General features: G+C 68.3%; 26 protein-coding genes. 16 read left to right on the top strand and 10 right to left on the bottom strand.

The genetic code is table 11. The features are described from left to right. Positions 1-46: 46 nt before the first annotated feature. The 4 genes from PSA7680_RS07315 to PSA7680_RS07300 form a co-directional block, all read right to left on the bottom strand. Entirely contained in the window at positions 47-868 is an 822-nt protein-coding gene (locus tag PSA7680_RS07315; protein ID WP_139838576.1) for a hypothetical protein, read from the bottom strand. Between the two features lie 58 nt (positions 869-926). Beyond that, positions 927-1,610, bottom strand: a complete 684-nt coding sequence (locus PSA7680_RS07310) for an ABC transporter ATP-binding protein (protein ID WP_085868019.1) — start codon at positions 1,608-1,610, stop codon at positions 927-929. After that, entirely contained in the window at positions 1,603-2,889 is a 1,287-nt protein-coding gene (locus PSA7680_RS07305; RefSeq protein ID WP_085868018.1) for a lipoprotein-releasing ABC transporter permease subunit, read from the bottom strand. The genes PSA7680_RS07310 and PSA7680_RS07305 overlap by 8 nt, the downstream gene beginning before the upstream one ends. Before the next feature lie 166 nt (positions 2,890-3,055). Then, positions 3,056-3,772 carry a ThuA domain-containing protein gene (locus PSA7680_RS07300; RefSeq protein ID WP_085868017.1) on the bottom strand — a complete coding sequence of 239 codons (717 nt, stop codon included), beginning with the start codon at positions 3,770-3,772 and terminating at the stop codon, positions 3,056-3,058. Between the two features lie 173 nt (positions 3,773-3,945). On the opposite strand from PSA7680_RS07300, the gene PSA7680_RS07295 reads away from it, so the two are divergent. The 4 genes from PSA7680_RS07295 (at position 3,946) to nadC (ending at position 8,116) form a co-directional block, all read left to right on the top strand. Beyond that, on the top strand, positions 3,946-4,422 hold the full coding sequence (locus PSA7680_RS07295; RefSeq protein ID WP_085868016.1) for a potassium channel family protein: 477 nt from the start codon (positions 3,946-3,948) through the stop codon (positions 4,420-4,422). A gap of 196 nt (positions 4,423-4,618) precedes the next feature. Then, entirely contained in the window at positions 4,619-5,668 is a 1,050-nt protein-coding gene (nadA, locus tag PSA7680_RS07290) for a quinolinate synthase NadA (protein ID WP_085868015.1), read from the top strand. Positions 5,669-5,699: 31 nt separating this feature from the next. After that, positions 5,700-7,262 carry an L-aspartate oxidase gene (locus PSA7680_RS07285; protein WP_085868014.1) on the top strand — a complete coding sequence of 521 codons (1,563 nt, stop codon included), beginning with the start codon at positions 5,700-5,702 and terminating at the stop codon, positions 7,260-7,262. Continuing rightward, positions 7,259-8,116, top strand: coding sequence for a carboxylating nicotinate-nucleotide diphosphorylase (gene nadC, locus PSA7680_RS07280; protein WP_085868013.1), 858 nt, complete (start codon positions 7,259-7,261; stop codon positions 8,114-8,116). Before PSA7680_RS07285 ends, nadC begins: the two co-directional genes overlap by 4 nt. A gap of 75 nt (positions 8,117-8,191) precedes the next feature. Here nadC and PSA7680_RS07275 read toward each other — a convergent pair whose 3' ends face one another. From PSA7680_RS07275 to PSA7680_RS07260, 4 genes are read right to left on the bottom strand one after another with little or no spacing between them, the layout of a single operon-like run. Beyond that, complete coding sequence (locus PSA7680_RS07275; protein WP_085868012.1) at positions 8,192-8,671, bottom strand: DUF6505 family protein; 480 nt, start codon at positions 8,669-8,671, stop codon at positions 8,192-8,194. Further along, positions 8,668-9,372 (bottom strand): biotin/lipoate--protein ligase family protein, encoded by a 705-nt coding sequence (locus PSA7680_RS07270; RefSeq protein ID WP_085868089.1) that lies wholly within the window; start codon positions 9,370-9,372, stop codon positions 8,668-8,670. The genes PSA7680_RS07275 and PSA7680_RS07270 overlap by 4 nt, the downstream gene beginning before the upstream one ends. A 32-nt stretch (positions 9,373-9,404) precedes the next feature. Then, complete coding sequence (locus tag PSA7680_RS07265; protein ID WP_085868011.1) at positions 9,405-10,469, bottom strand: Mrp/NBP35 family ATP-binding protein; 1,065 nt, start codon at positions 10,467-10,469, stop codon at positions 9,405-9,407. Then, complete coding sequence (locus PSA7680_RS07260) at positions 10,466-10,660, bottom strand: DUF6494 family protein (RefSeq protein ID WP_085868010.1); 195 nt, start codon at positions 10,658-10,660, stop codon at positions 10,466-10,468. Before PSA7680_RS07260 ends, PSA7680_RS07265 begins: the two co-directional genes overlap by 4 nt. 98 nt (positions 10,661-10,758) lie before the next feature. On the opposite strand from PSA7680_RS07260, the gene PSA7680_RS07255 reads away from it, so the two are divergent. After that, positions 10,759-11,541, top strand: coding sequence for a cytochrome c family protein (locus PSA7680_RS07255; RefSeq protein ID WP_085868009.1), 783 nt, complete (start codon positions 10,759-10,761; stop codon positions 11,539-11,541). Here the strand turns inward: PSA7680_RS07255 and PSA7680_RS07250 are convergent. Further along, positions 11,535-13,499 (bottom strand): 4Fe-4S dicluster domain-containing protein, encoded by a 1,965-nt coding sequence (locus PSA7680_RS07250; protein WP_085868008.1) that lies wholly within the window; start codon positions 13,497-13,499, stop codon positions 11,535-11,537. The genes PSA7680_RS07255 and PSA7680_RS07250 overlap by 7 nt on opposite strands. A 338-nt stretch (positions 13,500-13,837) precedes the next feature. Between PSA7680_RS07250 and PSA7680_RS07245 the strand changes: the two genes are divergently transcribed. The 11 genes from PSA7680_RS07245 (at position 13,838) to PSA7680_RS07200 (ending at position 25,835) form a co-directional block, all read left to right on the top strand. Beyond that, positions 13,838-14,395, top strand: a complete 558-nt coding sequence (locus PSA7680_RS07245; RefSeq protein WP_245824507.1) for a DUF3305 domain-containing protein — start codon at positions 13,838-13,840, stop codon at positions 14,393-14,395. Continuing rightward, on the top strand, positions 14,392-15,051 hold the full coding sequence (locus PSA7680_RS07240) for a DUF3306 domain-containing protein (protein WP_085868007.1): 660 nt from the start codon (positions 14,392-14,394) through the stop codon (positions 15,049-15,051). Before PSA7680_RS07245 ends, PSA7680_RS07240 begins: the two co-directional genes overlap by 4 nt. Next, positions 15,052-15,660, top strand: coding sequence for a TorD/DmsD family molecular chaperone (locus PSA7680_RS07235; protein WP_085868006.1), 609 nt, complete (start codon positions 15,052-15,054; stop codon positions 15,658-15,660). It abuts the gene before it with no gap. 37 nt (positions 15,661-15,697) lie between these two features. Then, on the top strand, positions 15,698-15,886 hold the full coding sequence (locus tag PSA7680_RS07230; protein ID WP_085868005.1) for a twin-arginine translocation signal domain-containing protein: 189 nt from the start codon (positions 15,698-15,700) through the stop codon (positions 15,884-15,886). Positions 15,887-16,000: 114 nt separating this feature from the next. Next, positions 16,001-18,895 (top strand): formate dehydrogenase subunit alpha, encoded by a 2,895-nt coding sequence (locus tag PSA7680_RS07225; protein ID WP_085868004.1) that lies wholly within the window; start codon positions 16,001-16,003, stop codon positions 18,893-18,895. A gap of 13 nt (positions 18,896-18,908) precedes the next feature. Continuing rightward, positions 18,909-19,502 carry a formate dehydrogenase FDH3 subunit beta gene (gene fdh3B / locus PSA7680_RS07220; RefSeq protein WP_085868003.1) on the top strand — a complete coding sequence of 198 codons (594 nt, stop codon included), beginning with the start codon at positions 18,909-18,911 and terminating at the stop codon, positions 19,500-19,502. 158 nt (positions 19,503-19,660) lie between these two features. Beyond that, positions 19,661-20,941 (top strand): formate dehydrogenase subunit gamma, encoded by a 1,281-nt coding sequence (locus tag PSA7680_RS07215; protein WP_085868002.1) that lies wholly within the window; start codon positions 19,661-19,663, stop codon positions 20,939-20,941. A gap of 12 nt (positions 20,942-20,953) precedes the next feature. After that, complete coding sequence (locus tag PSA7680_RS07210) at positions 20,954-22,312, top strand: c-type cytochrome (protein WP_306372450.1); 1,359 nt, start codon at positions 20,954-20,956, stop codon at positions 22,310-22,312. After that, positions 22,309-22,437, top strand: coding sequence for a hypothetical protein (locus PSA7680_RS19075; protein ID WP_275936521.1), 129 nt, complete (start codon positions 22,309-22,311; stop codon positions 22,435-22,437). The genes PSA7680_RS07210 and PSA7680_RS19075 overlap by 4 nt, the downstream gene beginning before the upstream one ends. Before the next feature lie 4 nt (positions 22,438-22,441). Then, on the top strand, positions 22,442-23,824 hold the full coding sequence (locus tag PSA7680_RS07205; RefSeq protein WP_085868001.1) for a sigma-54-dependent transcriptional regulator: 1,383 nt from the start codon (positions 22,442-22,444) through the stop codon (positions 23,822-23,824). Next, positions 23,817-25,835, top strand: a complete 2,019-nt coding sequence (locus tag PSA7680_RS07200) for a sensor histidine kinase (protein ID WP_085868000.1) — start codon at positions 23,817-23,819, stop codon at positions 25,833-25,835. The genes PSA7680_RS07205 and PSA7680_RS07200 overlap by 8 nt, the downstream gene beginning before the upstream one ends. A gap of 6 nt (positions 25,836-25,841) precedes the next feature. Here the strand turns inward: PSA7680_RS07200 and rpe are convergent, their stop codons facing one another. Further along, the gene (rpe, locus tag PSA7680_RS07195) at positions 25,842-26,534 is read right to left on the bottom strand and encodes a ribulose-phosphate 3-epimerase (RefSeq protein WP_085867999.1); all 693 of its coding nucleotides are present in this window, start codon (positions 26,532-26,534) and stop codon (positions 25,842-25,844) included. Positions 26,535-26,783 lie beyond the last annotated feature (249 nt).

Below are 26,783 nucleotides of genomic sequence, written 5' to 3'. Positions count from 1 at the left end.
GCGGCGCAACGGGCATGCGCCCATCCCGGGCAGCGCCCCGCCCAGTCTAGCCGCCGCCTCCGGCGCCGGGATTGGCCTTGAGGTAGTCGCGCACGAAGGCATCGGCCACGCGCAGGATGGCATCGTATTCGCCGATGTCGGGGTTGCTGGCGGACCGCCCGGAGGACATCGCCCAGGTGCCGGCAACGAGTTTGGTGCGGATGTCCCGCGTCAGCAGGACGGTCTGGCTGAGGCTGGCGAAGACGGAGAACCAGCAGCCCGTGTCGGGGTTGGTACGGCTGAAGTAGACGTTGAGCTTGGGCTGGCCCGGCGTGCGCTCCACCTCCTCCTTGCTCAGAAGCCGGATGCCGGCATTGCGGAAGCGGCTCTCGAAGGCGGCCTGCAGCTTGCCGCCGAAATCGCCCTCATATCCCTCGGGCGCCTTCAGCCCACGCAGGTTGACGTAGACGCCAGGCAGGCCGGCGAGCGCATCGATCTTTTCCGAAAGGCGCAGCCGCTCCGGGTCGAAGCCGAGCATCACCTCGGGATCGTTGTGCTGGCAGATCCGCGGCGCCTCCGGGTGCTCGGCGGCCTGCCCGCGCTTGGCGGCGTGCAGATCCAGCAACCCGAAAAGGCGGTAGACCCCTTCCCTGTCGGCGGGCTCGAACAGCCGGCTCGTGTAGCTGCGCCTTGTTTCGCAGTTCTTCCCGCCCGGACAGTCCGTGCCCACCTGCTCGATATGTTCCCAGAGGATCCAGAACCGCTCCTGCGGCGTGGTGCCCTGCGCCAGCGCCCCGCCGGGCGGCGCCAGGCCGGACAGGGCCAGACCTGAGAGGGCCAAGGCGCAGGCGATCAAACCGGCCTTGGCGGCAAGACGGACAGGTTTCACGGCAATCAGCCTCCGTTAGAATCGGGGGCCAGTCTGCGGCAGGGCCTTTAAGAAAGGCTTACGCCGGCACGAGCCGCCCGCCCTCGAGCCGCAGCACGCGGTCCATGCGCGCTGCCAGATCGAGGTTGTGGGTGGCGATCAGCGCCCCGAGGCCGGTGCCCGCGGCCAGATCCATGAGCGCGGCAAACACCTGGTCCGAAGTGCCCGGATCGAGGTTGCCGGTGGGCTCGTCGGCGAGCAGCACGCGCGGGCTGTTGGCCAGCGCGCGGCAGAAGGCCACCCGCTGCTGCTCGCCCCCCGACAGGGCCGCCGGCCGATGCTCCATGCGCTGGGAAAGCCCGACGCGGGCCAGCAGGCTCTCGGCGCGGGCCTCGGCCTCGGTCCGGGAAACGCCGTTGGCGAGCTGCGGCAGGATGATGTTTTCGGCGGCGGTGAACTCCGGCAGAAGGTGATGGAACTGGTAGACGAAGCCCAGATCGGCGCGCCGCACGGCCGTGCGGCGGCGATCGCTGCGGCCCTGCATCGCCTGCCCGCCCACGCGGACCTCGCCGGCGTCGGGCGTGTCGAGCAGCCCGGCGATGTGCAGCAGCGTGGATTTTCCGGCCCCCGAGGGCGCCACCAGCGCCACCACTTCGCCCGGCTTCAGCACCAGATCGACCCCGCGCAGCACCTGCACCTCACCGGCCTCGCCGCGCTTGTAGGCTTTCGTCACGCCCGACAGTTCCAGAATGGCCTCACTCATAGCGCAGCGCCTCCACCGGGTTCATCCGCGCCGCGCGGCGGGCGGGAAAGAGCGTCACGAAGAAGGAGAGGAAGAGCGACAGGCCGATGGCCGAGAGCACGTCGCCGAGGCGCAATTCGGCCGGCAGCTGGTAGATGCCGCGGATCGAGGGATCCCAGACGCCGCCGCCGGCGACGTAGTTCACCGCCGAGAAGATCGGATCGATGTAGATCGCGAAGAGGCAGCCGAGGATCACCCCCGCAAGCGTGCCGATCAAGCCGGTGGAGGCGCCGCAGATGAAGAAGACGCGCATGATGGAGCCTTCCGTCAGCCCCATGGTGCGCAGGATGCCGATGTCGCGGCCCTTGTTCTTCACCAGCATGATGAGGCCCGAGATGATATTCATCGAGGCGATGAGCACGAGGATCGACAGGATGATGAACATCACGTTGTCTTCCACGTCGAGCGCGCGCAGGAAGGAGCCCGAGGCATCCTTCCACGTCCAGACGAGGGCGCGCTCCCCGGCGGCCTCCACGATCGCGGGCAGCAGCTTCTCGATGGCTTCCGGATCCTCGACCATGACCTCCAGCTCATCGGCCACGCCCTCGCGGTTGAAATAGCTCTGCGCCTCGGCGAACGGCATGTAGACGCGTGTGGAATCAATGTCGTAGCGGCCGGCGGTGAAGACGTAGACAACCTCGTAGACGTTCACGCGCGGGCTGGTGCCGAAGGCCGTCCGCACCCCGTTGGGCGAGATCAAGGTGATGGAATCCCCGAGCATCAGCCCCAGTTCGCGCGCCACGCCGGAGCCGATGGCCACGCCCTCGTTGAAGCGGGCGATGTCGCCTTCGCCGTTCTCCGGGTCGGCCACGCGCGGGATGCCGAGGAGATCCTCTTCCGCGATGCCGAACACGATCACGCCGGTGTTGCTGTTGCGGTGGTTGGCCATGACCTGGCCCTTCACCAGCGGCGCGACGCGGGTGACGCCGGGCACGGCGCGCACGGCTTCGGCCTTCTCGGCGTAGTCCGCCATCGTCCGACTGGTTGCGCCGCTCTCGGTGACCTCGATCGCGTTGTAGACGGTCACATGGGCGTTGGCGCCGAGGATGGTGTCCACGAACTCGGTGCGGAAGCCCGAGCGCACCGCCAGCGTGGCGATCAGCGCGAAGACGGCAAGCGTGATGCCCACGAGCGAGATCCACGTCATGACGCTGACGCCGCCCTCGGCGCGCTTGGCCCGCAGGTAGCGCCAGGCGATCATCCATTCGAAACGGGCGAAGGGGGGCGGTGTGCCGGCCAAGGCTGTGCTCCTGCTCAGGGCGCGCAGGTCGGGGTGCGCGTTCGGCGGCACCCTGCGCGAAAGCCGGAGGAAAGGTCAAGCGGTGGGCCGGGGTTGGGCCGGGGTTTCGGGCGGCGCTGCGCGCGCCGCGCCACAGGTGGCGGCTTCCTGCCGAAGCCTCGCCCCTTCAGGTGTGGTTTCCGGGCGCCTGGAACCGGGCGACATCCGCGCCGGCCGCGGCCTGTTTGCCGTCGGCCGCCCAGAGCAGCCCGCGGCGGATCATCTCCTGCGCGGGGCCGTGATCGATCACGTTGGCCTGATGCCCCAGCGCGTTGTAGTAGACGCGCCCCAGCCCCCACCGCTTCGTCCAGGCGACGGGCATGTCCACCGGGCCGTTCGGGCTGTGATACCATGTCACCACGGGGAAGCGCGTGGTCGCCAGCACCTCGACCGCCGGATCGACATGCAGGTAATACTGTTCGCTCTCCACCTCGAAATCGGCGATCCCCGCCACCAGCGGCGAGGTGGAGTTGGCGATGTTCACCCGGTAGCGCACGCCGTCGCCGCCCGGATGGGCCACCCAGTTGCCCCCCGTCATGAACTGCCAGAGCGTATTGCCACGGAAGGCATCGCACATGCCGCCATGCACCCCGGCCAGCCCGGTGCCGCGCGCCACCGCCTCCGAGACGTTCTGAACCGACTCCTTCGCGATCTCGCTCATCGTCCAGACCGGCACGATCAGATCCAGCCCGCGCAGGGCCTCTGCGTCCTCAAGGCAGGCCAGCGTATCGTGGACGGCGACCTCGAAGCCTTCCGCCTCCAGCATCCCGCGAAACAGCTGCGCGACCTTTTCCGGCTCGTGGCCTTCCCAGCCCCCCCAGGTGATCAGTGCCTTGCGTGCCATGCCTTCCTCCCGCAGTCGTGGTTTTCCCGTCAATGTAATCGTTTTCATCAACGCCGTCACCCGCCCATTTCCCTCCGCCCGCCCGGGCGCCGGAACAGCCGGCTTGAGCCCGGCGCCGCGCCCCCATAGGGTGGCAGCCTGCAGACACGCACGCCGAGGGAAAGGGCGCACCGATGCTGAACCAACTGGTCTGGGGCTCCGCCATTCTGGCCGCCTGCGCCGTCATCCACGTGACGTTCATCGTCTGGGCGGTGCCGGTGACGATCCACATCAGCCACCGCGTGCAGCGGTTGCGACCGATGCTGCGCCTCTCGCTTCTGGTGGGCGGTTCCTTCCTGTTCCTCGTGCTCGCCCACACGGTGCAGGTCTGGCTCTGGGCCTTCGCGCTGCGCCACATGGGGGCGATCGAAACGATGACCGACGCCGTCTACTTCTCGCTCGTCACCTACACGACGCTGGGCTACGGCGACATCGTGCTCGACCCCGGCCACCGCATCTTCGGCGCCTTCGCTTCGGTCACCGGGCTGCTGACCTTCGGCGTCTCCACCGCCTTCCTCGTGAGCCTGATGAGCCGGGTGCTGCCCGATGCCTTCGGCGAGGAGGCCCGCCCCATCCACCCGCGGGCGAAGGCCCCCGACGCGGGGCTCTGAAACCGCGCCCAGAACCGCGCCCAGAACCGCGCCCTGCCACCTCGGACATGGCCACGGCACGGCCCGGGAATTTGTCCGAAAGGTCAGTTTTCGCGGGAAAAACGCGACGAAACGTGCCCATCCGGCAGTTTGATGTAGCCTCGCCGCCCCGAAGCGGATAAGCGAAAGCCCCGAACGCGCATAGGAGGGCCCCCGCGTGCTGGATCTGAGCCAAGCCGGTGCCGAACTGGCCAAGCATTACGACCTCGCCCCGTCCATCGAGAAGGCAGAGGCGACACAGGACATCTACGAGAAGATGAAGCGGGTGGTCTCGCCCGCGGACTGGGCGATCTACGCCCCCTACGTGATCGAGATCAACCGGCTCAAGAAAGAGCGCAACGCGGTGATCCTCGCGCACAACTACATGACGCCCGAGATCTACCACGGCATCGCCGATTTCGTGGGGGACTCGCTCCAGCTCGCCATCAAGGCGACCGAGGTCGAGGAAGAGGTCATCGTGCAATGCGGCGTGCATTTCATGGCCGAGACCTCCAAGATCCTGAATCCCTCCAAGACGGTGCTGATGCCCGACATGGCCGCCGGCTGTTCGCTGGCCGAAAGCATCACGGCCGAAGGTGTGGCGGAGATGCGCGCGAAATATCCGGGCGCGCCGGTGGTGAGCTACGTCAACACCACCGCCGAGGTGAAGGCCGCCTCCGACATCTGCTGCACCTCCGCCAACGCGGTCCAGATCGTGGACGCGATGGAGGCCGACACCGTCATCATGGCTCCCGATCAGTATCTGGCGCAGAACGTGGCGAACCTCTCGAAGAAAAAGGTCGTCTACTGGCCCGGCTCCTGCATCGTGCACGAGCTCTACACCGCAGAGGACCTGCGCGCCTACCGCGAGCTTCAGCCTGAAACCAAGATCATCGCCCACCCCGAATGCACACCCGCCGTGGTGGCCGAGGCCGATTTCACCGGCTCCACCTCGGGCATCATCAAATGGGTGGAAGACAACCGCCCGCAGGAGGTGATGCTCGTCACCGAGTGCTCGATGGCCTCCAACATCGCCGACGAACTGCCCGACGTGAACTTCGCCAAGCCCTGCAACATGTGCCCCTACATGAAGAAGATCACGCTGGAGAAAGTGCTCTACGCACTGCACACGATGGAAGGCGCCGTGGAAGTGGAGGCCGAAGTGGCCGAGAAGGCCCGGCTGGCGGTGGAGCGCATGATCGATCTGAGCCGCGAGCTCGGCCTCTAGGCCGGCCGCAATCGCGAGGGGATCAGGGGGGATGGCCACGCACACCGATCGCATCGTGATCGTCGGCGCCGGGATCGGCGCGCTCTACGCGGCGCTCAAGCTGGCCCCGCGCCCCGTCCTCGTGATCTCGCCCGATCCTTTGGGCGAAGGCGCCAGCTCGGCCTGGGCGCAGGGCGGCGTGGCGGCCGCCATGGCCGCCGCCGACAGCGCCGAGAGCCACGCGAAAGACACGCTGGGCGCCGGCGCGGGCACGGTGGATCCGCAGGTGGCCCGTTTCGTGACCCAGGCCGCGCGCGACCATATCCTCGATCTGACCACGCTGGGCACGCCCTTCGACCGCGACGAGAACGGCCAATACGTGCTCTCGCTCGAAGCCGCCCACAGCTACGCGCGCGTGGTGCGGGTGAAGGGCGATCAGGCGGGCCGCGAGATCATGGAAGCGCTGATCGCCGTGGCGCGGGAAACGCCCTCTGTGCAGGTGCTCGAAGGGGTGCTGGCCACCGGGATCGAGACCGATGGGGGCCGTGCCACAGGCGTCTGGCTGCAAAGCACCGATCCCGCCAATCCGTCCGCCCCCGCCCTGCTCACCGCCCCCGCCATCCTGCTCGCCGGCGGTGGCTCCGCCGGGCTCTACGCGCTCACCACCAACCCGCCGCGCATCCGCGGGCAGGTCATCGGCATGGCGGCCCGCGCCGGCGCCGTGATCGCGGACGCCGAATTCGTGCAGTTCCACCCCACCGCCATCGACATGGGCGAGGACCCGGCCCCGCTCGCCACGGAGGCGCTGCGCGGCGAAGGCGCCACGCTGGTGAACGCGGCGGGCGAGCGCTTCATGCTGGCAGAACACCCCAAGGCCGAGCTGGGCCCGCGCGACATCGTCGCCCGCGCCATCTTCGCGCAGACGCAGGCCGGCAAGCGCCCGATGCTCGATTGCCGCGAGGTCTTCGCCGGGGAGGGCCTTGCCCGCTTCCCGGCCGTGGCCGAAGCCTGCGCCCGCGCCGGGCTCGATCCCCTCACCGCGCCGATCCCGGTGGCCGCGGCCGCGCATTACCACATGGGCGGCATCGAAACCGATCTCTCCGGCCAAAGCTCCCTGCCCGGCCTCTGGGCCTGCGGCGAGGCCGCCTCGACCGGGCTGCACGGCGCCAACCGTCTCGCCTCCAACGGGCTTTTGGAAGCGCTCGTCTTCGCCCGCGCCGCTGCGCTGTCGATCGCTGAGGCCCTTCCGGACGCGCCGCGGCACGCGCCCGCCGTCGTGCTCGATCTGCCACCCGCCGAAGCCCCCGACACCGCGCCCGAGATCGCCCGCCTGCGCCGCTGCATGACGGAACACGTCGGCGTGGTGCGCAGCGCCGACGGGCTGCGCACGGCCCTCGCCACCCTCGCGGAGCTGAAGGCCGGCGCGCGCGACGAGAGCCTGAAGAACATGCTCGCCACCGCCACGCTGATCGCCGCCGCCGCCTGGCGCCGCCGCGAAAGCCGGGGCGGGCACTACCGCTCCGATTTCCCCGAGGCCGACCCGGCCCAGGCGCAGCGCAGCCGCCTGACCCTCGCGGATGCCGAAACCCTCCAAGCCGAGGCCCTTGCCCGATGACCCTTCCGAAAACCGGCCCCCTCCCCGACCTGATCCTCGAACCGATGATCCGCGCCGCGCTGGCCGAGGATCTCGGCCACAACGGCGACATCACCACCCGCTGCGTGATCCCCGCGGGCCTGCGCTACACCGCCCGGCTCAACAGCCGCGAAGACGGGGTGGTGTCGGGCATGCAGGTGGCCGCGCTGGCCTTCCGCGTCTTCGACCCGGCGCTGAAGGTGGCCATCCTCAAGGCCGACGGCACCCCCTGCGCGCCGGGCGACACGCTGATGACGATCGAAGGCAGCGCCGCCTCGATCCTCTCCGCCGAACGCGTGGCGCTGAACTTCGCCGGGCGCATGGCCGGCATCGCCACGCTCACCGCCGGCTTCGTCGCCGAAACCCGCGGCACCCGCACCCGCATCACATGCACCCGCAAGACAACCCCCGGCCTGCGCCTGTTCGAAAAACAGGCCGTGCTGCACGGCGGCGGGTTCAACCACCGCTTCGGCCTCTCGGACGCCATCCTGATCAAGGACAACCACATCGCAGCCGCCGGCGGCATCCGCGCGGTGCTGGAGGCGGCCAAGGCCAATGCCTCGCACATGATCCGCGTGGAGATCGAAGTGGACACGCTGGCCCAGCTCGAAGAGGTGCTCGCTGTGGGTGGGGCCGATGTCGTCCTGCTCGACAACATGGACACGCCCACCCTCGCCGAGGCCGTGGCCATGGTCTCAGGCCGGCTCGTCACCGAAGCCTCGGGCAACATGACCCTGCCGCGCATCGCCGAAGTCGCCGCCACCGGGGTCGATTACATCTCCTCGGGCGCGCTCACCCATTCGGTGAAAACCCTCGATCTCGGGCTGGATTTCTGACACCGCCCCCGCGCCATCCACTGGCGGAAGACATCGCGGGGTGAGCCGCCCGGAAGGCCAGCGGGGGCAGCGCCCCTATCCGTCGAGCTCGCCGTGGATCGCGAACTGTTCGAGCCCGGCGTCGCTTGGCTCGATGTAGCGGAACTGCTCGCGCACGCCGGTTTCCCCGAGGGAGCGCTGCACGGTCAGCAGCGTGTTCGGCGCGTGATCTTCGCAGAGCGCCTGCATGTGGGCGATCTCCTCGGCGGCCACGCCGCGCGCGGCCTCCACCGACGGCGCGCCGTAGACAGCCACGAAATGCGCCGCCAGCGCCTCCGTCAACGCCTCGATCTCGCCCGGCTCGATCGCGGTCACGGCCACGAAGGTGACACGACCGAAGGTTTCGAGCCCGAGCCAGCCGTTGGCGAAGGCCTGCCGGGCCTTGCCGGTAAGATCGGCCTCGCCCCAGTTGGAGAACTCGAACCCGCCCGAGATCGCCCATTCGCCGGTGCGCGCCGGGCTCTGGAACACGTTCATGTCGCTTTCATCGAAATGGATCGCGCGTGCGAGTTTCATGTGTTCTCCTCCAGAAGGCCCGTGAGCGGCAGCAGGCGGGTCTCCGTACCCTGCCGCAGCAACATGCCGAAATCCTCGTCCACCCCGAGGAAGGTGCCAGACAGCGCCTCGCCCCGCCAGGGCTGCACGATCTCCTCGCCCAGCCCGTGCGCCAGTGCCCGCCAGTCGGTGTGCAGCGCCGCGCGGCCGCTGGCGTCCACGTCCTCGATGCGGTTGATCCAGACGAGCGTGTGCCGGGCCCAGCTTTCCAGCAGATGCCCCGGATCCAGCTCCGCGCAGCCTTCCGCGATCAGCCCGGTGGCATCGGGCGTGGCCCCCGGCGCTTCCGGGTCGGGCGGCATCCATGAGACCTCCAGCCCGATCACCAGCCAGTCGGGCACCGCTTCCGGATCGGCGGAGGAGGCCGCCGCCCGCAGGCGCCCGCAGCTTGCCCCGTTCACCCGGATCGCCCCGCCCCACTCGAGATGCACCGCCACTTCCGGCGGCGCCAGCGCGCCAAGCGCGTTCTGGAAGCCCACGCCGCAGGTGGGCAGCATCGCCATGGCCGCCCGCAGCGGCACCTCGGGCGCGAGCACGAGGGCCGCGCGCAGGGTGTCGGCCCCCAGGTTGTAGGCCACGAGCCCGGCGTCGCAGCCCAGCGCGGCCTGCGCACAGGCGCGCTCGAACGGATCCTGCGCCCCGGAGAGCGGCAGCCCCGCCATCAGCGGCGGGAAGCTGAGATCGGCGCGCGGGCTCACGCCAGCCCCCGCGCCACCAGATCGCGTGCCACCTTGCGGAAGGCCTCGGCCTGCGGGCTGCCCGGCTTCGTCACCACGATCGGCGCGCCGCCGTCGGCGGCCAGCCGGATGTCGAGATGAAGCGGGATCTCCGCCAGAAGCGGCACGCCCAGCTTCTCGGCCTCCGCCTTCACGCCGCCGTGGCCGAAGACATGCTCCTCGTGGCCGCAGTTGCTGCAGATGTGGGTGGACATGTTCTCGATCATGCCGAGGATCGGCGTGTTCATCTTGTTGAACATGTCGATCCCCTTGCGCGCATCCAGCAGCGCCACATCCTGCGGGGTGGAGACGATGATCGCCCCGTCCACCTCGGCCTTCTGGGTGAGCGTCATCTGCACGTCGCCGGTGCCCGGCGGCAGATCCACCAGGAGCACGTCGAGCGCACCCCACTGCACCTGGTTCATCATCTGCTGAAGCGCCCCCATCAGCATCGGCCCGCGCCAGACGACGGCCTGATCGTCCGGGGTCATCAGCCCGATGGACATCATCGTCACGCCGTGGTTGCGCAATGGCAGGATCGTCTTGCCGTCGGGCGACGCCGGGCGGCCCGATACCCCCAGCATCCGCGGCTGGGAGGGGCCGTAGACATCGGCGTCCAGCAGGCCCACCTTGCGCCCCTCCGCCGCCAGCGCGGCGGCGAGGTTGGCCGAAACCGTGCTCTTGCCGACACCGCCCTTGCCGGAGGCGACGGCGACGATGTGTGCCACGCCGGGGATCTTCTGCGGCCCCTGCGGCTGCGCCGGGCGGCTGGCCTTCAGATCCGGCGGTGCCTTGGGGCTGGTGTGGGCCGTCATCACCACCGAAACGCTCTTCACCCCGGCGAGCGCCTTCAGGCGGGCCTCGGCCTGCGCCTTCGCGGCCTCGGCCGCCGGCGCCCGCGAGGGGTCGATCTCCATCACGAAACGGACAGCGCCCTCCTCCACCGTCAGGGCGCGCACCATGCCGGAGCCGGCCAGATCGCCGCCGCCGGGCACCTCGATTCCCTTCAGGACCGCCAGAACATCTTCGCGCGTCAGGCTCATGCGCCTTCCCCGGTGATCGTGCCGGTCACCACGTGCTCGAGCTCCAGCCCCTCGACGGTGAGAACCACCTTCGCCTCATAGGTTTCGCCGGGTTTGCCGGCCTCGCGCATGGCCTTCTCGATGGCCTGTTGCGAGGTCACGCCGACCTGCTTGAGGAACTTGCGCATGGACATGTTGAAATCGTCGCTCATGGGGCGATCTCCCGTTGTTTATCTGGGTTTTTCCGAAGGGATTGACGCAGCAAACGGGCGCCGCTTACCCTTGGACCCACGGCCAAGGGAGGCGCCCGATGCGCGGAAGACTGTGGATAGCCGGCCTCGCGGTGGCGATGCTGCTGGTGGGGCCGACGGCCTTTGCGCAGGAGCGGCAGATCAGCCTTGCCGCCGCGCCGGAACTCGCCGAGAGCGGCCTGCTCAAACACATGCTGCCCCGCTTCTCGCTGAAGAATTCGATCCGCGTCAGCGTCGTGGCGCCGGATGCCGCCGGGGCCGACGTGCGCCTGCTGGCGCAGGGGGAGGACGGCGGCGGGCGCGCCGTCTTCGCGCGGGGCGCGGTGACCTACGTGCTGATCGTGCCGGAAGACGGCGCACCCGAGCGCGCCGAGTTCACCGGCCGTTTCATCGACTGGCTGCAGTCGGACACGGGGCTGAACACCGTGCTGGCCTTCCAGCCGCCCGAAGGCGCGCCCTTTGCGGCGGCCGAGGCAGAGGCCGTCGTGGCGGCCGCGCCTGCGTTCGACGGCGATGCCCGCGAGGGCGAACGGCTTTCGCTTCTGCATTGCGGGCGCTGCCACGTGGTGGGCGATGCCAACCGCATGGCGGGGCTGGGGTCCACCCCCTCCTTCCCGGTGCTGCGCACCTTCGCCGATTGGGAAGAGAGGTTCACCGCCTTCTACGTGCTCAAGCCGCACCCGGCCTTCACCCAGATCCCGGATGTGACGGAGCCCTTCGACGAGACCCGCCCGCCGCCGATCATCCCGGTCACCATGAGCCTTGACGATCTGGATGCGATCCTTGCCTTCGTGGCCGCGATTGCCCCAGCCGATCTGGGCGCCCCGATCCAGCATCAGTGATCCTTGCGCTCGCTGTAGTAGTCGTCCGTGGTCCGGGGCCTCGGGCGCTCGCCACCTGAGAACGGGTTGTTTTCGCGGTGGAAATGCGCATTCACCCGGCAGTTGTCGCACATTCGGATCATCTTTCCGGCATCGCTGTCGGCAAACATCGGATGCTTGCCGGCGAGTTGTTCCACGATGCGTTCGACGGTGGATTTCACCCCGAACAGCGCGCCGCATTCGATGCAGGCATAGGGCTCTTCCTCGTGCAGCACCACCTGCGCGAGCGCGGTGTCCGCGAGGTTCATGCGGGGTTCGAGCGCGATGGCCTTTTCCGGGCAGATCGTCCTGCAGATCCCGCATTGCAGGCAGGCATCCTCCTGGAAGCGCAGCTGCGGCATGTCCTCGTTGTCCAGAAGCACGCCAGCCGGACAGAGCGACACGCAGGAAAGGCAGAGCGTGCAGGCCTCGGTATCGACGAGCACGGCCCCGTATGGGGCACCCTCGGGCAGCGGCACCGGGCTGTCGGCCTCGGGGTTGAGCGCCTTCGCGGCGAGCCGAGCGACCTGCCGGCGGTCCCCCAGGGGCAGAACCGGCTCGATCGGGGGGCGCGGCGCAACGGCGGTGAAGAGGTGATCGCTCAGGGCGTCCGGATCGCCGATGTCCAGCACGTGGATGCCGGCCCCGGACGCACCGGCCATCGCCCGCGCCAGCGCCGCCTCGCCCTCGATCACGCCGCGCTCGGCGCGCGGCGCCAGCAGCACCGAGACCTCCGAGAAGCCAAGCGCCAGCGCCGCCAGCATCTCGGAATGGCCGAATCCGGTGACCGTGCTGACAGAAAGCGGCAGCACGTCGGCGGGCAGGCCACGCCCGAAGCGGGCGGCGAGCGAGATCATCTCGCTGCCATGCTCGGCGTCATGCACCAGCAGGCGCGGGGCAGTGCCGCCGGCCTTGCCGAAGGTTTCGGCCAGCACCTGCATCCGGCGCAGAAGATGCGATACCGGGGGATCGTCGTAGGTGATCGCACCGGAGGGGCAGAGCGCCGAACAGGCGCCGCAGCCGGCGCAGATCAGCGGATCGATGGCCACGTGCTCGCCGTTGGGCAGGATCGCCCCGGTCGGGCAGATGTCGAGGCATTTGCTGCAGCCGGTCTGCTCTGCGCGGGCATGGGCGCAGACGTGCTCGTTGTAGGCAAGGTAGAGGGGTTTCTCGAAGGTACCGACCATCTGGCCGGCCTCGAAGACGGCATCCGCCACCGCCTGCGGATCGCCCGGATCTGGGCGCAGGTAGCCATCGCGCTTCTCCGGCGCAGGGAACAGCGGGGCCTCACCCCGCAGATCGAGGATCAGGTCGCATTCCGTGCGCCCGCCGTCGCGCGGCGCGGAGAAGCCGAAGCCGCCGCGCCCGCCCGGCTCGATCTGCCGCAGCCCGTCGATCAGGACGGAGAAACGGCCAAGCGCGCCGCTGGCCGTGCGCAGGCGGCCCACGACCACGTCGAAGCGGCGATCCAGCGGGATGTCGGCGGGCTCCGGCAGCAGCACGGTGACGCTGAGGGCCTCCGCAAGCCGCGCCGCCGCGGCCAGCGTGCGCTCGGCCGGGCCGAGGATCAGGCAGAGGCCTTCGGAGGTCACGTCCATCAGCTTTTCGGCGGCCGGCGGCACCAGCGCTTCGGCCGCCAGGGCGGCCATCTTGGGCGCCGCCTGCGCGGCCTCGTCGGACCACCCGGCCCGGTCGCGCAGGTCCACGAAGGCCGGTTCGGGCGCGCCGATCTCGGCCGCCAGCTCCTCGAAGAACGTGCGTTCCTGCTGGCAGGCGACCAGCGCTTCGCCTTCCTCCAGAAGGGCCGCGGCAGCCTGCGCATCGCGCCCGCAGAGGCCGTTGTGAACGCGTGAACAGGCCAAGCCGGTGGCGGAGGCAATCGCCTCGCGATCGATGGGCTGACTCCCCAAACAATCACACAAAATCAGTTGCTTGGCCATTTCTCCTCCTCGGTGCCCCGCCGGCGATCCCGGCACGGGCCGCTCGATTCCCCTATTCACGTAGTCACGAAACCTAGAGCGCGTAAAGCCGTTTTCCGGGAAATGGCGGAGTGATTCGCATGCCGCATCGCAGCAGCCCACCAAGTAAAAAAATCAGGTATTCCCGGAACTAGACAATTCGTCCGCCAGCGGCGATCCAGCCCGCCGCCGAGGGTCAAAATGTCCACCTGCGCACGGCCTTTTCCTGCCGTGGCGGAAATTCCCTTTGAGATCGGTCCGCTTGCACCCAGACTGAAGGCGCCAGAGGCAAAAGCCCGGCACTGGGAGGAATGCCAAAGATGCTGACAAGCGCCGCTTCGATGCCGCTCGGGATCGTCATCCGGAAGTCACCGGGCGTGACCCGCTGGGCGAAGTGGTCGTGGAAGGCCGTGGCCGTTCTGCCCGGCGCACCGGATCGCAGCTGGTATGAATTGCGCCGCGAAGGCGACGCGATCGAGTATCACGCGGCCACCGTTCCGCTTGAACTCTGGCGCAGCGATACCGAAGCCTATCTCACCGGCCTGTCCACCCGCGTGCCCGCCATCGGCGTGGTCATGCGCGAGGATCCGGGCAGCGAGACCGGCCTCGAAGTGCTGCTGGCCACCGCCTCCCCCTACGAGGCGCAGGATTACCTCGACAGCGGGGAAGAGATCGTCGAACTGGTGCCGATGCCCGAGGGGCTGGTGGCCTGGATCCGCGATTTCGTCACCGCGCACCACGAGGAAGAGATCTTCGTCAAGCGCCGCCGCGACAAGAAACGCGTGGACCTGAAGGAAGACGGCAAGGGCGATGCCCGCATCCCGCAGATGTCCGACGTGTTCCGCACGCCCGGCAGCCGCAGGGGGCGTCTGCAATGAGCCGGTCCGGGGATTTCTGGTCACGCCGAAAGGCGGCCGTTGAAGCGGAGGAGGCGCAGGCCGCCGCCGCTCGGGACGCCGCCCGCGCCGCCGAGGAGGAGGCCGCCCGCGAGGCCGCGCAGGCCGAGATGAGCGATGCCGAAATCCTCGCCGAGCTCGATCTGCCCGATCCGGACACGCTTTCGGCGGGCGATGATTTTTCGGCCTTCATGGCCAAGGCCGTGCCCGAACACCTGCGCCGCCGGGCGCTGCGCCGGCTCTGGGTCTCCAACCCGACGCTGGCCAACCTCGACAGCCTCGTGGACTACGGCGAGGATTTCACCGATGCCGCCAACGTCGTCGAGACGCTGCAGACGAGCTACCAGGTCGGCAAGGGCATGCTGAAACACGTGCAGGAGATGGCCCGGCAGGCCGCCGAGAAGGCCGAGGCGCGCGCCGCCTCGGAGGCCGGCGAAGCCGAAGCCCCCGATGCCGAGGCCCCGCTGCCGGAGGAGGACGCGCCGATCCTCGTCTCCGCCGCAAGCGAGGACGCACGGCCGGAGCCCCTGCCCCCCACGCACGCCATGACGCAGGCGCCTGCCGCACCGGCAGAACCGGCCGCACCGGCGCGCCGCCGCATGCGATTTGAATTCGACACCCTGCGGGAAGGAACCTGAATGACCGCCGAAGCCACCCCGATCACCATTGCCGAGGAAGATCAGCTGCGCGCCGATCTCTACGATTTTCTCGGCGTGCTGCTCGCCGCGCCCCCCAACGCGGACCTGCTCTCCCGCGCCGCCGGGCTGACGGGGGACGAAAGCGATCTCGGGCAGGCCGTCTCGGCGCTGGCGCGCGTGGCGAAGGTGACGAAGCCGAAAGCGGCGGAACGGGAGTTCAACGCGCTTTTCATCGGGCTGGGGCGCGGCGAGCTGCTGCCCTACGCGAGCTTCTACCTCACCGGCTTCCTGAACGAAAAACCCCTTGCCCTGCTGCGCAACGACATGGCCGCGCGGGGCATCACCCGGGCCGAAAACGTCTACGAGCCCGAAGACAACATCGCCAGCCTCATGGAGATGATGGCCGGCATGATCACGGGCCGCTTCGGCGATCCGGCGCCGCTGGAGGCCCAGAAGGCCTTCTTCGGCAAGCACATCGGCCCCTGGGCCGCACATTTCTTTTCGGATTTGGAGGGTGCGCAATCCTCTGTCTTCTACGCGTCCGTCGGCACGATCGGCAAGGCGTTCATGGAGATCGAGCGCGAGGCTTTCCGGATGAGCGCGGGATGAGCCCGCAGACCTTGGACAACCATCAGGAGGAGCAAGGATGAGCAAGAAGACCGAAGGCGAAGGCACCAGCCGGCGCGGGTTCCTGAAACTCGCCGCGACGGGGGCCCCGGCCGCCGTGGCCGCCGCCGCCCTGCCCGTGCAGGAGGCGGAAGCCGCCGAGGCACCGGGCACCGGGATGCAGGACACCCCGCACACCCGCCAATACTACGAAACCGCCCGCTTCTAGGCGGACGGAACCGGCACAGACGGCCCGACGGTTGCGTGACGCCCAGCAAGGCCAGCCACAACGAAGAGACCCAGCCCGCCGGGGGCATCCCCGGCCCAGCAAGGGAGAGGACACATGCTCAGGAAGAAGACCAACGGGGTTGCGCGACGCCCCCAGCGGACAAGTCTCCTGCAAGACATCACCGACAAGTCGGTGGATCGCCGCGCGTTTCTGCGTGGCTCCGGCCTGGCCATCGGAGGCCTTGCCGCACTCGGTGCCACGGGAGGCACCGTCACCCGCGCCAACGCGCAGGCCGCCATCACCGGCGCCGTGGAGACGGTCAAATCCGTCTGCACCCATTGTTCCGTCGGCTGCACCGTGATCGCCGAAGTCAGCAACGGCGTCTGGGTCGGGCAGGAGCCCGGCTGGGACAGCCCGTTCAACCTCGGCGCCCATTGCGCCAAGGGCGCATCCGTGCGCGAGCACGCCCACGGTGAGCGCCGCCTGAAATACCCGATGAAGAAAGAGAACGGGGAATGGGTGCGCATCAGCTGGGAACAGGCGATCGACGAGATCGGCGACGGCATGATGAAGATCCGCGAGGAAAGCGGGCCTGACAGCGTCTACTGGCTCGGCTCCGCCAAGCACAACAACGAGCAGGCCTACCTGTTCCGCAAGTTCGCCGCCTACTGGGGCACGAACAACGTGGATCACCAGGCCCGGATCTGCCACTCCACCACCGTTGCGGGCGTTGCCAACACATGGGGCTACGGCGCCATGACCAACTCCTACAACGACATCCACAATTCGAAGGCCATCTTCATCATCGGCGGCAACCCGGCCGAAGCCCACCCGGTTTCGCTGTTGCACGTTCTGCGCGCCAAAGAGCAGAACAACGCGCCGCTCATCGTCTGCGATCCCCGCTTCACGCGCACCGCGGCCCATGCCGATGAATATGTCCGCTTCCGCCCGGGCACCGACGTGGCCCTGGTCTGGGGGATCCTCTACCACATCTTCGAGAACGGCTGGGAAGACAAGGAGTTCATCCGCACCCGTGTCTGGGGGATGGACCAGATCCGCGAGGAAGTGCGGAAGTGGAACCCCGAGGAAGTCGAGCGCGTCACCGGCGTGCCCGGCAGCCAGCTGCGCCGCGTGGCCCGCACCATGGCCAACAACCGCCCCGGCACCGTGATCTGGTGCATGGGTGGCACGCAGCACACCAACGGCAACAACAACACCCGCGCCTACTGCATCCTCCAGCTCGCGCTGGGGAACATGGGCACTTCGGGCGGCGGCACCAACATCTTCCGCGGCCACGACAACGTGCAGGGCGCCACCGATCTGGGCGTGCTGTCGCACACGCTGCCGGGCTACTACGGCCTTTCGGCCGGCGCCTGGGCCCATTGGGCGCGCGTCTGGGGCGAGGAGCCGGAATGGCTGGCCGGCCAGTTCGACAAGATCACCGGGGCGGACGGCAAGGAGAAATCCCTGCAGAACCTCACCGGGATCCCGGTGTCGCGCTGGATCGACGGCGTGCTGGAAGACAAGGAGAACATGGACCAGCCGAACAACGTTCGCGCCATGGTTCTCTGGGGCCACGCGCCCAACTCCCAGACCCGCGGCAAGGAAATGAAGACGGCGATGGAGAAGCTCGACATGCTTGTCGTGATCGATCCCTATCCCACCGTCTCCGCGGTGATGCAGGACCGCACCGACGGCGTGTATCTGCTTCCGGCCTGCACGCAGTTCGAAACCCGCGGTTCCGTGACCGCCTCCAACCGCTCCCTTCAGTGGCGCGACAAGGTGGTGGATCCGCTGTTCGAGAGCCTGCCCGACGAAGTGATCATGGCGAAATTCGCCAACAAGTTCGGCTGGGCGGACCGCTTGTTCCGCAACATCGAGATGGAAGATGCCGAAACCCCCGTGGTGGAAAGCATCACGCGGGAGTTCAACAAGGGCCTCTGGACGATCGGCTACACCGGGCAGAGCCCGGAGCGGATCAAGTCCCACATGGCGAACCAGCACACGTTCGACCGCACGACGCTTCAGGCGGTGGGCGGCCCGAACGACGGCGAATACTACGGCCTGCCGTGGCCATGCTGGGGCACCGCCGAGATGGGGCATCCGGGCACGCCGAACCTCTACGACATGTCCAAGCCGGTCTCGCAGGGCGGCCTGACCTTCCGCGCACGCTTCGGCGTGGAGCGCGACGGGCAGAACCTGCTGGCCGAAGGCGTCTACTCGGCGAACTCCGAAATCCAGGACGGATACCCGGAATTCACCATGCAGATGCTGATGGACCTCGGCTGGGACGGCGATCTCACGGATGAGGAGCGCGCCGCCATCGATGCGGTGGCCGGTCCGAAGACCAACTGGAAGACCGACCTCTCCGGCGGCATCCAGCGGGTCGCGATCAAGCACGAATGCGCGCCCTTCGGCAATGCCAAGGCCCGCGCCGTCGTCTGGACGTTCCCGGATCCGATCCCGCTCCACCGCGAGCCGCTCTACACGAACCGGCGCGATCTCGTGGAGGACTACCCGACCTACGAGGACCGCAAGTTCTATCGTCTGCCCACCATGTATGCCTCGATCCAGAAGCAGGACTTCAGCAAGGATTACCCGATCATCCTGACGTCCGGCCGGCTCGTGGAATACGAAGGCGGCGGCGATGAAACCCGGTCCAACCCTTGGCTTGCCGAGCTTCAGCAGGACATGTTCGTCGAGATCAACCCGCGCGACGCCAACAACCTCGGCGTGCGGGACGGCGCGCAAGTCTGGGTCGAAGGCCCGGAAGGCGGCAAGGTCAAGGTGATGGCAATGGTCACCGAAAGGGTCGGAGAGGGCGTCGCCTTCATGCCGTTCCACTTCGGCGGGCATTTCGAAGGGGAGGACCTGCGGAGCAAGTATCCGCCGGGTGCCGATCCCTACGTGCTCGGTGAAGCCACCAACACCGCCCAGACCTACGGCTATGACTCGGTCACGCAGATGCAGGAGACGAAAGCCACTCTCTGCAAGATCTGGGCCGCATAAGGAGGAGTGAGAGATGGCAAGAGCAAAGTTTCTCTGTGACGCCGAGCGCTGCATCGAGTGCAACGCCTGCGTGACGGCCTGCAAGAACGAGCACGAGGTGCCCTGGGGCATCAACCGGCGCAGGGTCGTCACCATCAACGACGGCAAACCCGGTGAACGGTCCATCTCGGTGGCCTGCATGCACTGTTCGGACGCGCCATGCATGGCCGTCTGCCCGGTGGATTGCTTCTACCAGGATGAAGAAGGCATCGTGCTGCACTCCAAGGATCTGTGCATCGGCTGCGGCTACTGCTTCTACGCGTGCCCCTTCGGCGCGCCGCAGTATCCGCAGGCGGGCAATTTCGGATCCCGCGGCAAGATGGACAAATGCACCTTCTGCGCCGGTGGCCCGGAAGAGACGCATTCGACCGCCGAGTTCGCCAAGTACGGGCGCAACCGGATCGCGGAAGGCAAGCTGCCGATCTGCGCCGAGATGTGTTCCACCAAGGCGCTTCTGGCCGGCGACGGCGACGTGGTGTCCGCGATCTACCGCGAACGCGTGGTTGCCCGTGGCTTCGGCTCCGGCGCCTGGGGCTGGGGCACGGCCTACGAACAGAAGGGCGGCTGACGCCCTTCTTCGAACGCGCCGGGGACCGCAACGCTCATCCCCTCGGACCGATCCCCGGCTCAGACAGGGCGGAAAGCATTTTCCGCCCTGTTTCAACTGACCAACCCGTTTCACCGCGCCAGCGGTGCAACCTGTCCCGCCGCAACACGAGCAAGGCCATGACGCGTACATTCCTGACCCTGATCTTCACGCTGTCCCTGATCGCCGCCAGCCCCGCCGCAGGCGTGGCCCAGGACACGGCGAGCCCCGAAGCCGCACAGGGCGTCGCGGAGGGCGCGACGGAAGCCGGAGCCGCGCCGCAGGATGCCCGCGCCGCCACCGGCGGCGCGCAGACCCGCGAAGACATCATGGCCCGCCAGCGCGGCGAAAAGGTGGATTACACCTTCCGCCGCGAGGCGATCGGCGATCCCGGCAAGGCCGCCGGCATCACCAACCAGCTCGGCACCCTCGGCGGCGTGTCCGACCCGGAACTCTGGCGCGCGCTGCGCTACAACGAAGCCGACATCACCGTCTCCACCGGCGATCCCGTCGGCGCCGTGCTGATGCAGGACGGCGGCATGGCCTGGCTGACCTGGCGCGAAACCACGCTCAAGACATGGGGCGGCTATTTCCTGCTCGGCGTGCTCGGGCTGCTGCTGCTATTCTACCTGGTCCGCGGCAAGATCCGCATCGACGGCGAAAAGACCGGCGAAACCGTCCTGCGGTTCAAGGATATCGAGCGCTTCGGCCACTGGCTGCTCGCCGGCTCCTTCATCCTGCTGGGCATCACCGGGCTGATCTCGCTCTTCGGGCGCACCGGCCTCATCCCCTTCATCGGGAAGGAGGCCTATGCCACGATCGCGCTCTACAGCAAATGGGTGCACAACAACGTCTCCTGGGCCTTCATGATCGGCCTCGTGATGATCTTCGTGATGTGGGTGGTGCACAACATTCCCAACCGCCACGATCTGGTCTGGCTCGCCAAGGGCGGCGGGCTCTTCTCCAAGGGCAGCCACCCGCCGGCCAAGAAGTTCAACGCCGGGCAGAAGATCATCTTCTGGGCGGTGATCGTGCTGGGCGTGTCGATCTCGCTGTCCGGCCTGTCGCTGCTGTTTCCCTTCGAACTGCCGATGTTCGCCAAGACCTTCGACATGCTGAACGCCCTCGGCATCCCGCAGGCGATGGGCATGGGCGAACTTCAGACGGCCCTGACCCCGCAGCAGGAAATGCAGCTTTCCCAGGGCTGGCACGCCATCGTCGCCTTCGTCTTCATCGGCATCATCTTCGCCCACATCTACCTCGGCAGCGTCGGCATGGAGGGGGCCTTCGAGGCCATGGGCAACGGCGAAGTCGAGGCGCAATGGGCCAGGGAGCATCACAGCCTCTGGTATGAAGAAGTGACCGGCGCCACCTCCGGCGAAGACTCCCAGGATCCCCCGGCGGCCGCGCCGGCCGAATAGGCCCCGCCCGCGATGCCTGCCCCCGCCCGCCTGTTCCGCCCGTCCCGGCCCGGCATGCCGGCCGCCGTGCTGCTGGCGTTCGCACTGAGCCTTATGCAGGGCGCGGGCGGCGCCGCGGCGCAGGAGTTCTACACGCTCAAGGGCCACGGCGGCCCGGTGAAGGGCATCGACGTCGCGCCCGAAGGCGGCGCCATACTGACGGCGAGTTTCGACAACACCGTGGGGCTGTGGGAAGGCGGCACGCCGCGCTGGCTGGAAGGCCATGCCGCCGCCGTCAACGCCGTGCACTTTCTGGGCGATGGCCGTGCCGCGTCCGGTGGCGATGATTTCGCCGTGCTGCTCTGGGATCTCGCCGCCGGAACCGCGCGCCGGCTGGAAGGCCACGAGGGCAAGGTGATCTCGCTGTCGGTCTCGCCGGACGCGGGCACGCTCGCCTCGGCAAGCTGGGACGGCAGCATCGGCCTCTGGGATCTGGACACCCTCGCGCCGCGCTTCCTCACCGGCCACGGAGCCGGCGTGAACGCCACCGTCTTCTCCCCCGACGGCAGCACGCTCTATTCCGCCTCCACCGATGGCACGCTGCGGGTCTGGGACGTGGCCTCCGGGCAGGAAAAGCGCCTTCTGCTGCGCCACGGCTTCGGGATCAACACCCTGGTGCTGAACGCAAGCGCCGGCTGGCTCGCCTACGGGGCGGTGGACGGCGGCACGCGCATCGTCGATGCGCAGACGGGCGAGAGCCTCGCCGATTTCACCCTGGACCGCCGCCCGATCCTCGCCATGGATCTCAGCCGCGACGGCCGCCTGCTCGCGGTGGGCGACGGCGAAGGCTACATCATGATCATCGACACTGAGCGGGGCCGGATCGTCAACGATTTCAAAGCTGCGCTGCGGGGGCCCGTCTGGGCGCTGCGTTTCTCCGAAGACGGCCGCAACATCCACGCCGGCGGGCTGGACGACGCCATGTATTCCTGGCCGGTGGACGCCGAAGGCGACGAGGCGGCAATGGCGGCGGGGCCGCGCAGCTTTCTCGAAGACCCGGCCGGCATGGGCAACGGCGAGCGTCAGTTCAAGCGCAAATGCTCCATCTGCCACACGCTCACCCCGGACGGGCAGCGCCGCGCCGGCCCCTCGCTGCACGCGCTGTTCGGCCGCCCCGCCGGCAGCCTGCCCGGCTACAGCTATTCTGAAACATTGCAAACCGCCGACATCATCTGGAATGATGAGACCATCGACGCCTTGTTCGATCTCGGGCCGGACCACTACATCCCGGGAAGCAAGATGCCGATGCAGAGGATCACCGCCCAGCAGGATCGGGATGATCTGATCGCCTACCTGCGCAGCGCGTCGTCCGAAGAAGGGAAAGAAGAATGAAAACCATGTGGCTGGCCTTCCTCGCCATCGGCGTCATCTCCGTCGCCGCCTATTTCGTCCTGCAGAATGCCGGGTTCTCCGCCGAGGAGACCCACGCCGGCGAAAACGTGCGGCTCGATCCCTGACCCGATGAGCCAGATCCAGACGCCCGTTTCCCGCCCCGCGCGGGCCGATACGCAGGATTTCGGCCTCTCCGGGGCCTCCATCCTCGTGATCGACGACGAGCCGGGGATGCGCAATTTCCTCGTGAAGATCCTGAAGCCCCGCTGCCTGCGCGTCGAACAGGCCGCCAACACCGGCGAAGCCGAGCGGCTGATGGACCAGGTCCATTTCGACATCGTCATCCTCGACAACGTGATGCCGGGCAAAACCGGCCTCGAATGGCTGCGCGAGCAGCGCGAGGTCGGCTTCTACGCCGATGCGATCCTGATCACCGCCTTCGCCGATCTGGAAACCGCGATCCAGGCGTTGCGCGCGGGGGCGGTGGATTTCGTGCTCAAGCCCTTCCGCTCGAACCAGATTCTCAACGCCGTGGCCCGCTGCCTCGACCGCATGCACCTGCGGCGCGAGAACTACCTGCTCAAGCACGAGCTGGCCAGCGATGCCGCCGGCGAGCGCGGGCGGCTCCTGGGCAATTCCGAAGCCATCCGCGAGGTGCGCACCCTGCTGGAGCGCGCTGCCCCGCTGCCCACCACGGTGCTCTTCACCGGCGACAGCGGCACCGGCAAGGAAATCGCCGCACGCACGCTGCACGGGATCTCGGACCGCGCCTCCAAGGCCTTCGTCCCGGTCAACTGCGCCGCCATTTCGCCCGACAGGATCGCCAACGAGCTGTTCGGCCACGTGCCCGACAGCAGCGCGCCGCACCCAGAGCGCAAGGACGGGCTCTTCGCCCATGCCAACGGCGGCACGCTGTTTCTGGACGAGATCGCCGAGCTGCCCCTGCCCGTGCAGGCCACGCTCCTGCGGGTGATCGAAGAGAAGCGCATCCGCCCCGCCGGCGCCACGCGGGAGATCCCCCTCGACGTGCGCTTCGTCTTCGCCACCAACGCCGATCTGCCCGAAGCCGTGGCCGCCGGGCGTTTCCGCGCCGATCTCTACCACCGGATCAACGTGCTCAACATCCCGATGCCGCGGCTGAAGGATCGTATCGGCGACGTGCAGGAACTGGCGCTGATGTTCATGCAGAAGATCTCCCGCGATCTGGGGGTGCTGCCGCTGACCCTCACCGAAGACGTGCTGGTGAACCTGTCGCGCTACGACTGGCCCGGCAACGTGCGCGAGCTGCGCAACCTGATCGAACGCTCCCTGATCCTCGGGGAGTTCCCGCCCGAATTCGCCGGCGGGCAGGAGGGCGATACCGACGCGCCCACGGAGTCGCTCCACGTTGTGGAACGGCGGCACATCCTCGCGGTGCTGGAAGCCTGCGGCGGCAACCGCGCCGAGGCCGCCCGCCGCCTCGGCGTGTCGCGCAAGACGGTGGATCGCAAATGCGCCATGTGGAATGTCTGACACCCCGGCCCGCGGCCTGAGCCGGTTCCGGTCGGTCCGGGTCCGGCTGCTTGCCATCGCGCTCCTGCCGATGCTGGTGGTGATGCCGATCTTCATCGGCATCACGCTCTACAACTGGGTCGATCGCTTCGATCGCCTGCTGATCGCGAAGGTCAACGGCGAGCTGACGATCGCGCGCCAGTACATGAGCAGCCTGCTGGAGAACCGCAGCGCCGAGGTGCGCGCGCTTTCCGAGAGCGCCGTGCTGGCCGAGGCCCTCTCCGACGGCGACCCCGCCGCGCTCGCCACCCTGCTCGATGGCCGGCGCGAGCGGCTCGGGCTGGATTTTCTCTATCTCTGGCAGCCCGAAGCGCTGCGCGCGGCAAGCCCGCCGGGCGCCCGGCTGGCCGATCCGCGCAAATGGCCCGTGGTGCAGGCGGCGCTCGCCGGTGAACAGGCGGCGGTGATCGATCTGTTCTCCGCCGCGGATCTCGCCGCCATCGATCCCGCCCTCGCGGCGCGGGCCCGGCTCGACCTCGTGCCCACGGAGGCCGCCGTGCCCACCGAGCGCACCGAGGAAACCCGCGGAATGGTGATGCATGTCGCGGCCCCGGCGGCGGGCGGCGGCGTGCTCGTGGGCGGCGTGCTGCTGAACCGCAACCTCGATTTCATCGACACGATCAACGATCTCGTCTACCCGGCCGCCAGCCTCACCGAGGGCTCGCAGGGCACCGCGACCCTGTTCCTCGAAGACGTGCGCGTCTCCACCAACGTGCGCCTCTTCGAAGACGTGCGCGCGCTCGGCACCCGCGTCTCCGCCGTGGTGCGCCAGGCGGTGCTCGACGAAGGCACCACCTGGCTCGACCGCGCCTTCGTGGTGAACGATTGGTACATCTCCGCCTACCAGCCCATCGAAGACAGCTTCGGCAACCGCATCGGGATGCTCTACGTGGGCTTCCTCGACACGCCCTTCCAGGACGCCAAGCGCCGGACCCTCTACATCATCGTGGCCGCGTTCCTGCTGGTGGTCGCCCTGTCGGTGCCGATCTTCCTGCGGTGGGCGCGCGGCATCTTCAAACCGCTCGAGCGGATGAACCGTACCATCGCCCGCGTGGAGGCCGGCGACCTGGGCGCGCGCACCGGCGCGCCCCCCGCCCCCGACGAGATCGGCCGCGTCGCCGCCGCCTTCGACGACCTGCTGGAGCAGATCCAGGAGCGCGACAGGCGCCTGAACGATCGCGTCGCCGAACGCACCCGCGAACTGGAAGAGGCCAACCGGCGGCTGGAAGCCACCACAAAGCAGCTCGTGGTCTCGGAGAAGCTGGCCGCCATCGGCGAGATCACCGCCGGCATCGCCCATGAAATCAACAACCCGGTGGCGGTGATCCAGGGCAACCTCGACGTGATCCGCGAGGAAATCGGCCAGCCCGATCCGGATGTGGAAACCGAGTTCGCCCTGATCTACGAACAGGTGCACGCGATCAACATCCTCGTGGGCAAACTGCTCCAGTTCGCCCGGCCCGAGGAATACGCGGGCGTGGTGGACCGCCACCCCCCCGAGGAGGTGATCCGCGATTGCCTGCCGCTGGTGCAGCACCTGATGAACAAGGTCTCCATCGAGGTGACGCTTCAGATGGACGCCACCCACACCGTGGCCATGAACCGCACCGAACTGCAGCAGGTGCTCATCAACCTGATCGTGAACGCCATCCACGCCATGCCCGAGGGCGGGCGGCTGACGCTCTCCACCGCCGATGCCGCGCAGGACGGAGAGCCCGGCGTACGCATCACCGTGGCCGACACGGGCGCCGGCATGTCAGAGGCCGTGCTGGCGCGGGTGTTCGATCCCTTCTTCACCACGAAGCGCAGCGAGGGCACGGGGCTGGGCCTGTCGATCAGCCGCGATCTGGTCACCCGAACCGGCGGCACGATCACCGTGGAGAGCACCGAGGGCGCCGGCACGGTGTTCACGATCTGGCTGCCCTCGGGAGAGGCGGGCGATGCGCCGGAAGACACCGGCGCCGGCAGCTGATCCCGCTCAGCCGCGCGCGGCTTCCGCCGCGGCACGGATGGCGCGGATGTTCTCGCCGTAGGGCGCCGGATCGGCGACCGAGCCGCCCTTGAACACGGCCGAACCCGCCACCAGCACATCCGCCCCCGCGGCCGCCACCAGCGGCGCGGTCTCCGGCGTCACGCCGCCGTCGATCTCGATGTGGATCGGACGATCCCCGATCATCGCCCGCAGGCTGCGCACCTTCTCCACCTGCGAGTGGATGAACTTCTGCCCGCCGAAGCCGGGGTTCACCGTCATCACGCAGACGAGATCCACCATGTCCAGCAGGTAGCCGACCGTCTCCACCGGCGTGCCCGGGTTCAGCGCCACGCCGGCCTTGGCCCCGGCGCCGCGGATGGCCTGCAACGTGCGGTGGATATGGGGGCCGGCCTCCACATGCGCGGTAATCACGTCCGCCCCCGCCTCGGCGAAAGCCTCGATGTAGGGATCCACCGGCGCGATCATCAGGTGCACGTCCATCACCGTCTTGATGTGGGGCCGGATCGCCTTGCAGGTGGCGGGTCCGAAGGTGAGGTTGGGCACGAAATGCCCATCCATCACGTCCACGTGCACCCAGTCGCAGCCCTGCGCCTCGATGGCCTCGCATTCGGCGCCGAAATTGGCGAAATCGGCGGACAGGATCGACGGCGCGATCTTGATGGAACGGTCAAAACTCATGGCAGCTCTCCTTGCTTGCCCCCATCTACTCCCGGCAGGCCACGAAAGGAACCCTACTTTGTTCCCCAAATATCCCTGCCCGCGCCCGCTCCGGCGGGCGCCGGCTCGGCCTGCCGCGCCGCAAGGCGCGTCCGCATGCCCACCCCCGGCCCCATCCGCGCCCCGGGCCGGAACCCTGCAGCAGACTTGACCAAATGGTCAAACTTGCAATAGGCGGGGAGCCATGAGACGGTTTGAATCCCACGCAGC

Source organism: Pseudoruegeria aquimaris (assembly GCF_900172235.1).
Taxonomy (GTDB): Bacteria; Pseudomonadota; Alphaproteobacteria; order Rhodobacterales; family Rhodobacteraceae; genus Pseudoruegeria; species Pseudoruegeria aquimaris.
Note: the sequence above shows the minus strand (reverse complement) of the source record. Positions and strands in the feature narration are given on the sequence as shown.

Bases quoted from the DNA above. Each gene is read 5' to 3' on its own strand.
- PSA7680_RS07255 (WP_085868009.1), top strand. From the start codon at position 10,759: ATGCGCGGAAGACTGTGGATAGCCGGCCTCGCGGTGGCGATGCTGCTG.
- PSA7680_RS07240 (WP_085868007.1), top strand. From the start codon at position 14,392: ATGAGCCGGTCCGGGGATTTCTGGTCACGCCGAAAGGCGGCCGTTGAA.
- PSA7680_RS07215 (WP_085868002.1), top strand. From the start codon at position 19,661: ATGACGCGTACATTCCTGACCCTGATCTTCACGCTGTCCCTGATCGCC.
- PSA7680_RS07300 (WP_085868017.1), bottom strand. From the start codon at position 3,772: ATGGCACGCAAGGCACTGATCACCTGGGGGGGCTGGGAAGGCCACGAG.
- PSA7680_RS07200 (WP_085868000.1), top strand. From the start codon at position 23,817: ATGTCTGACACCCCGGCCCGCGGCCTGAGCCGGTTCCGGTCGGTCCGG.
- PSA7680_RS07310 (WP_085868019.1), bottom strand. From the start codon at position 1,610: ATGAGTGAGGCCATTCTGGAACTGTCGGGCGTGACGAAAGCCTACAAG.
- PSA7680_RS07295 (WP_085868016.1), top strand. From the start codon at position 3,946: ATGCTGAACCAACTGGTCTGGGGCTCCGCCATTCTGGCCGCCTGCGCC.
- rpe (WP_085867999.1), bottom strand. From the start codon at position 26,534: ATGAGTTTTGACCGTTCCATCAAGATCGCGCCGTCGATCCTGTCCGCC.
- PSA7680_RS07205 (WP_085868001.1), top strand. From the start codon at position 22,442: ATGAGCCAGATCCAGACGCCCGTTTCCCGCCCCGCGCGGGCCGATACG.
- PSA7680_RS07270 (WP_085868089.1), bottom strand. From the start codon at position 9,372: ATGGCGGGGCTGCCGCTCTCCGGGGCGCAGGATCCGTTCGAGCGCGCC.
- PSA7680_RS19075 (WP_275936521.1), top strand. From the start codon at position 22,309: ATGAAAACCATGTGGCTGGCCTTCCTCGCCATCGGCGTCATCTCCGTC.
- PSA7680_RS07250 (WP_085868008.1), bottom strand. From the start codon at position 13,499: ATGGCCAAGCAACTGATTTTGTGTGATTGTTTGGGGAGTCAGCCCATC.
- nadC (WP_085868013.1), top strand. From the start codon at position 7,259: ATGACCCTTCCGAAAACCGGCCCCCTCCCCGACCTGATCCTCGAACCG.
- PSA7680_RS07235 (WP_085868006.1), top strand. From the start codon at position 15,052: ATGACCGCCGAAGCCACCCCGATCACCATTGCCGAGGAAGATCAGCTG.
- PSA7680_RS07210 (WP_306372450.1), top strand. From the start codon at position 20,954: ATGCCTGCCCCCGCCCGCCTGTTCCGCCCGTCCCGGCCCGGCATGCCG.
- PSA7680_RS07225 (WP_085868004.1), top strand. From the start codon at position 16,001: ATGCTCAGGAAGAAGACCAACGGGGTTGCGCGACGCCCCCAGCGGACA.
- fdh3B (WP_085868003.1), top strand. From the start codon at position 18,909: ATGGCAAGAGCAAAGTTTCTCTGTGACGCCGAGCGCTGCATCGAGTGC.
- PSA7680_RS07285 (WP_085868014.1), top strand. From the start codon at position 5,700: ATGGCCACGCACACCGATCGCATCGTGATCGTCGGCGCCGGGATCGGC.
- PSA7680_RS07265 (WP_085868011.1), bottom strand. From the start codon at position 10,469: ATGAGCCTGACGCGCGAAGATGTTCTGGCGGTCCTGAAGGGAATCGAG.
- PSA7680_RS07275 (WP_085868012.1), bottom strand. From the start codon at position 8,671: ATGAAACTCGCACGCGCGATCCATTTCGATGAAAGCGACATGAACGTG.
- PSA7680_RS07260 (WP_085868010.1), bottom strand. From the start codon at position 10,660: ATGAGCGACGATTTCAACATGTCCATGCGCAAGTTCCTCAAGCAGGTC.
- PSA7680_RS07245 (WP_245824507.1), top strand. From the start codon at position 13,838: ATGCTGACAAGCGCCGCTTCGATGCCGCTCGGGATCGTCATCCGGAAG.
- PSA7680_RS07230 (WP_085868005.1), top strand. From the start codon at position 15,698: ATGAGCAAGAAGACCGAAGGCGAAGGCACCAGCCGGCGCGGGTTCCTG.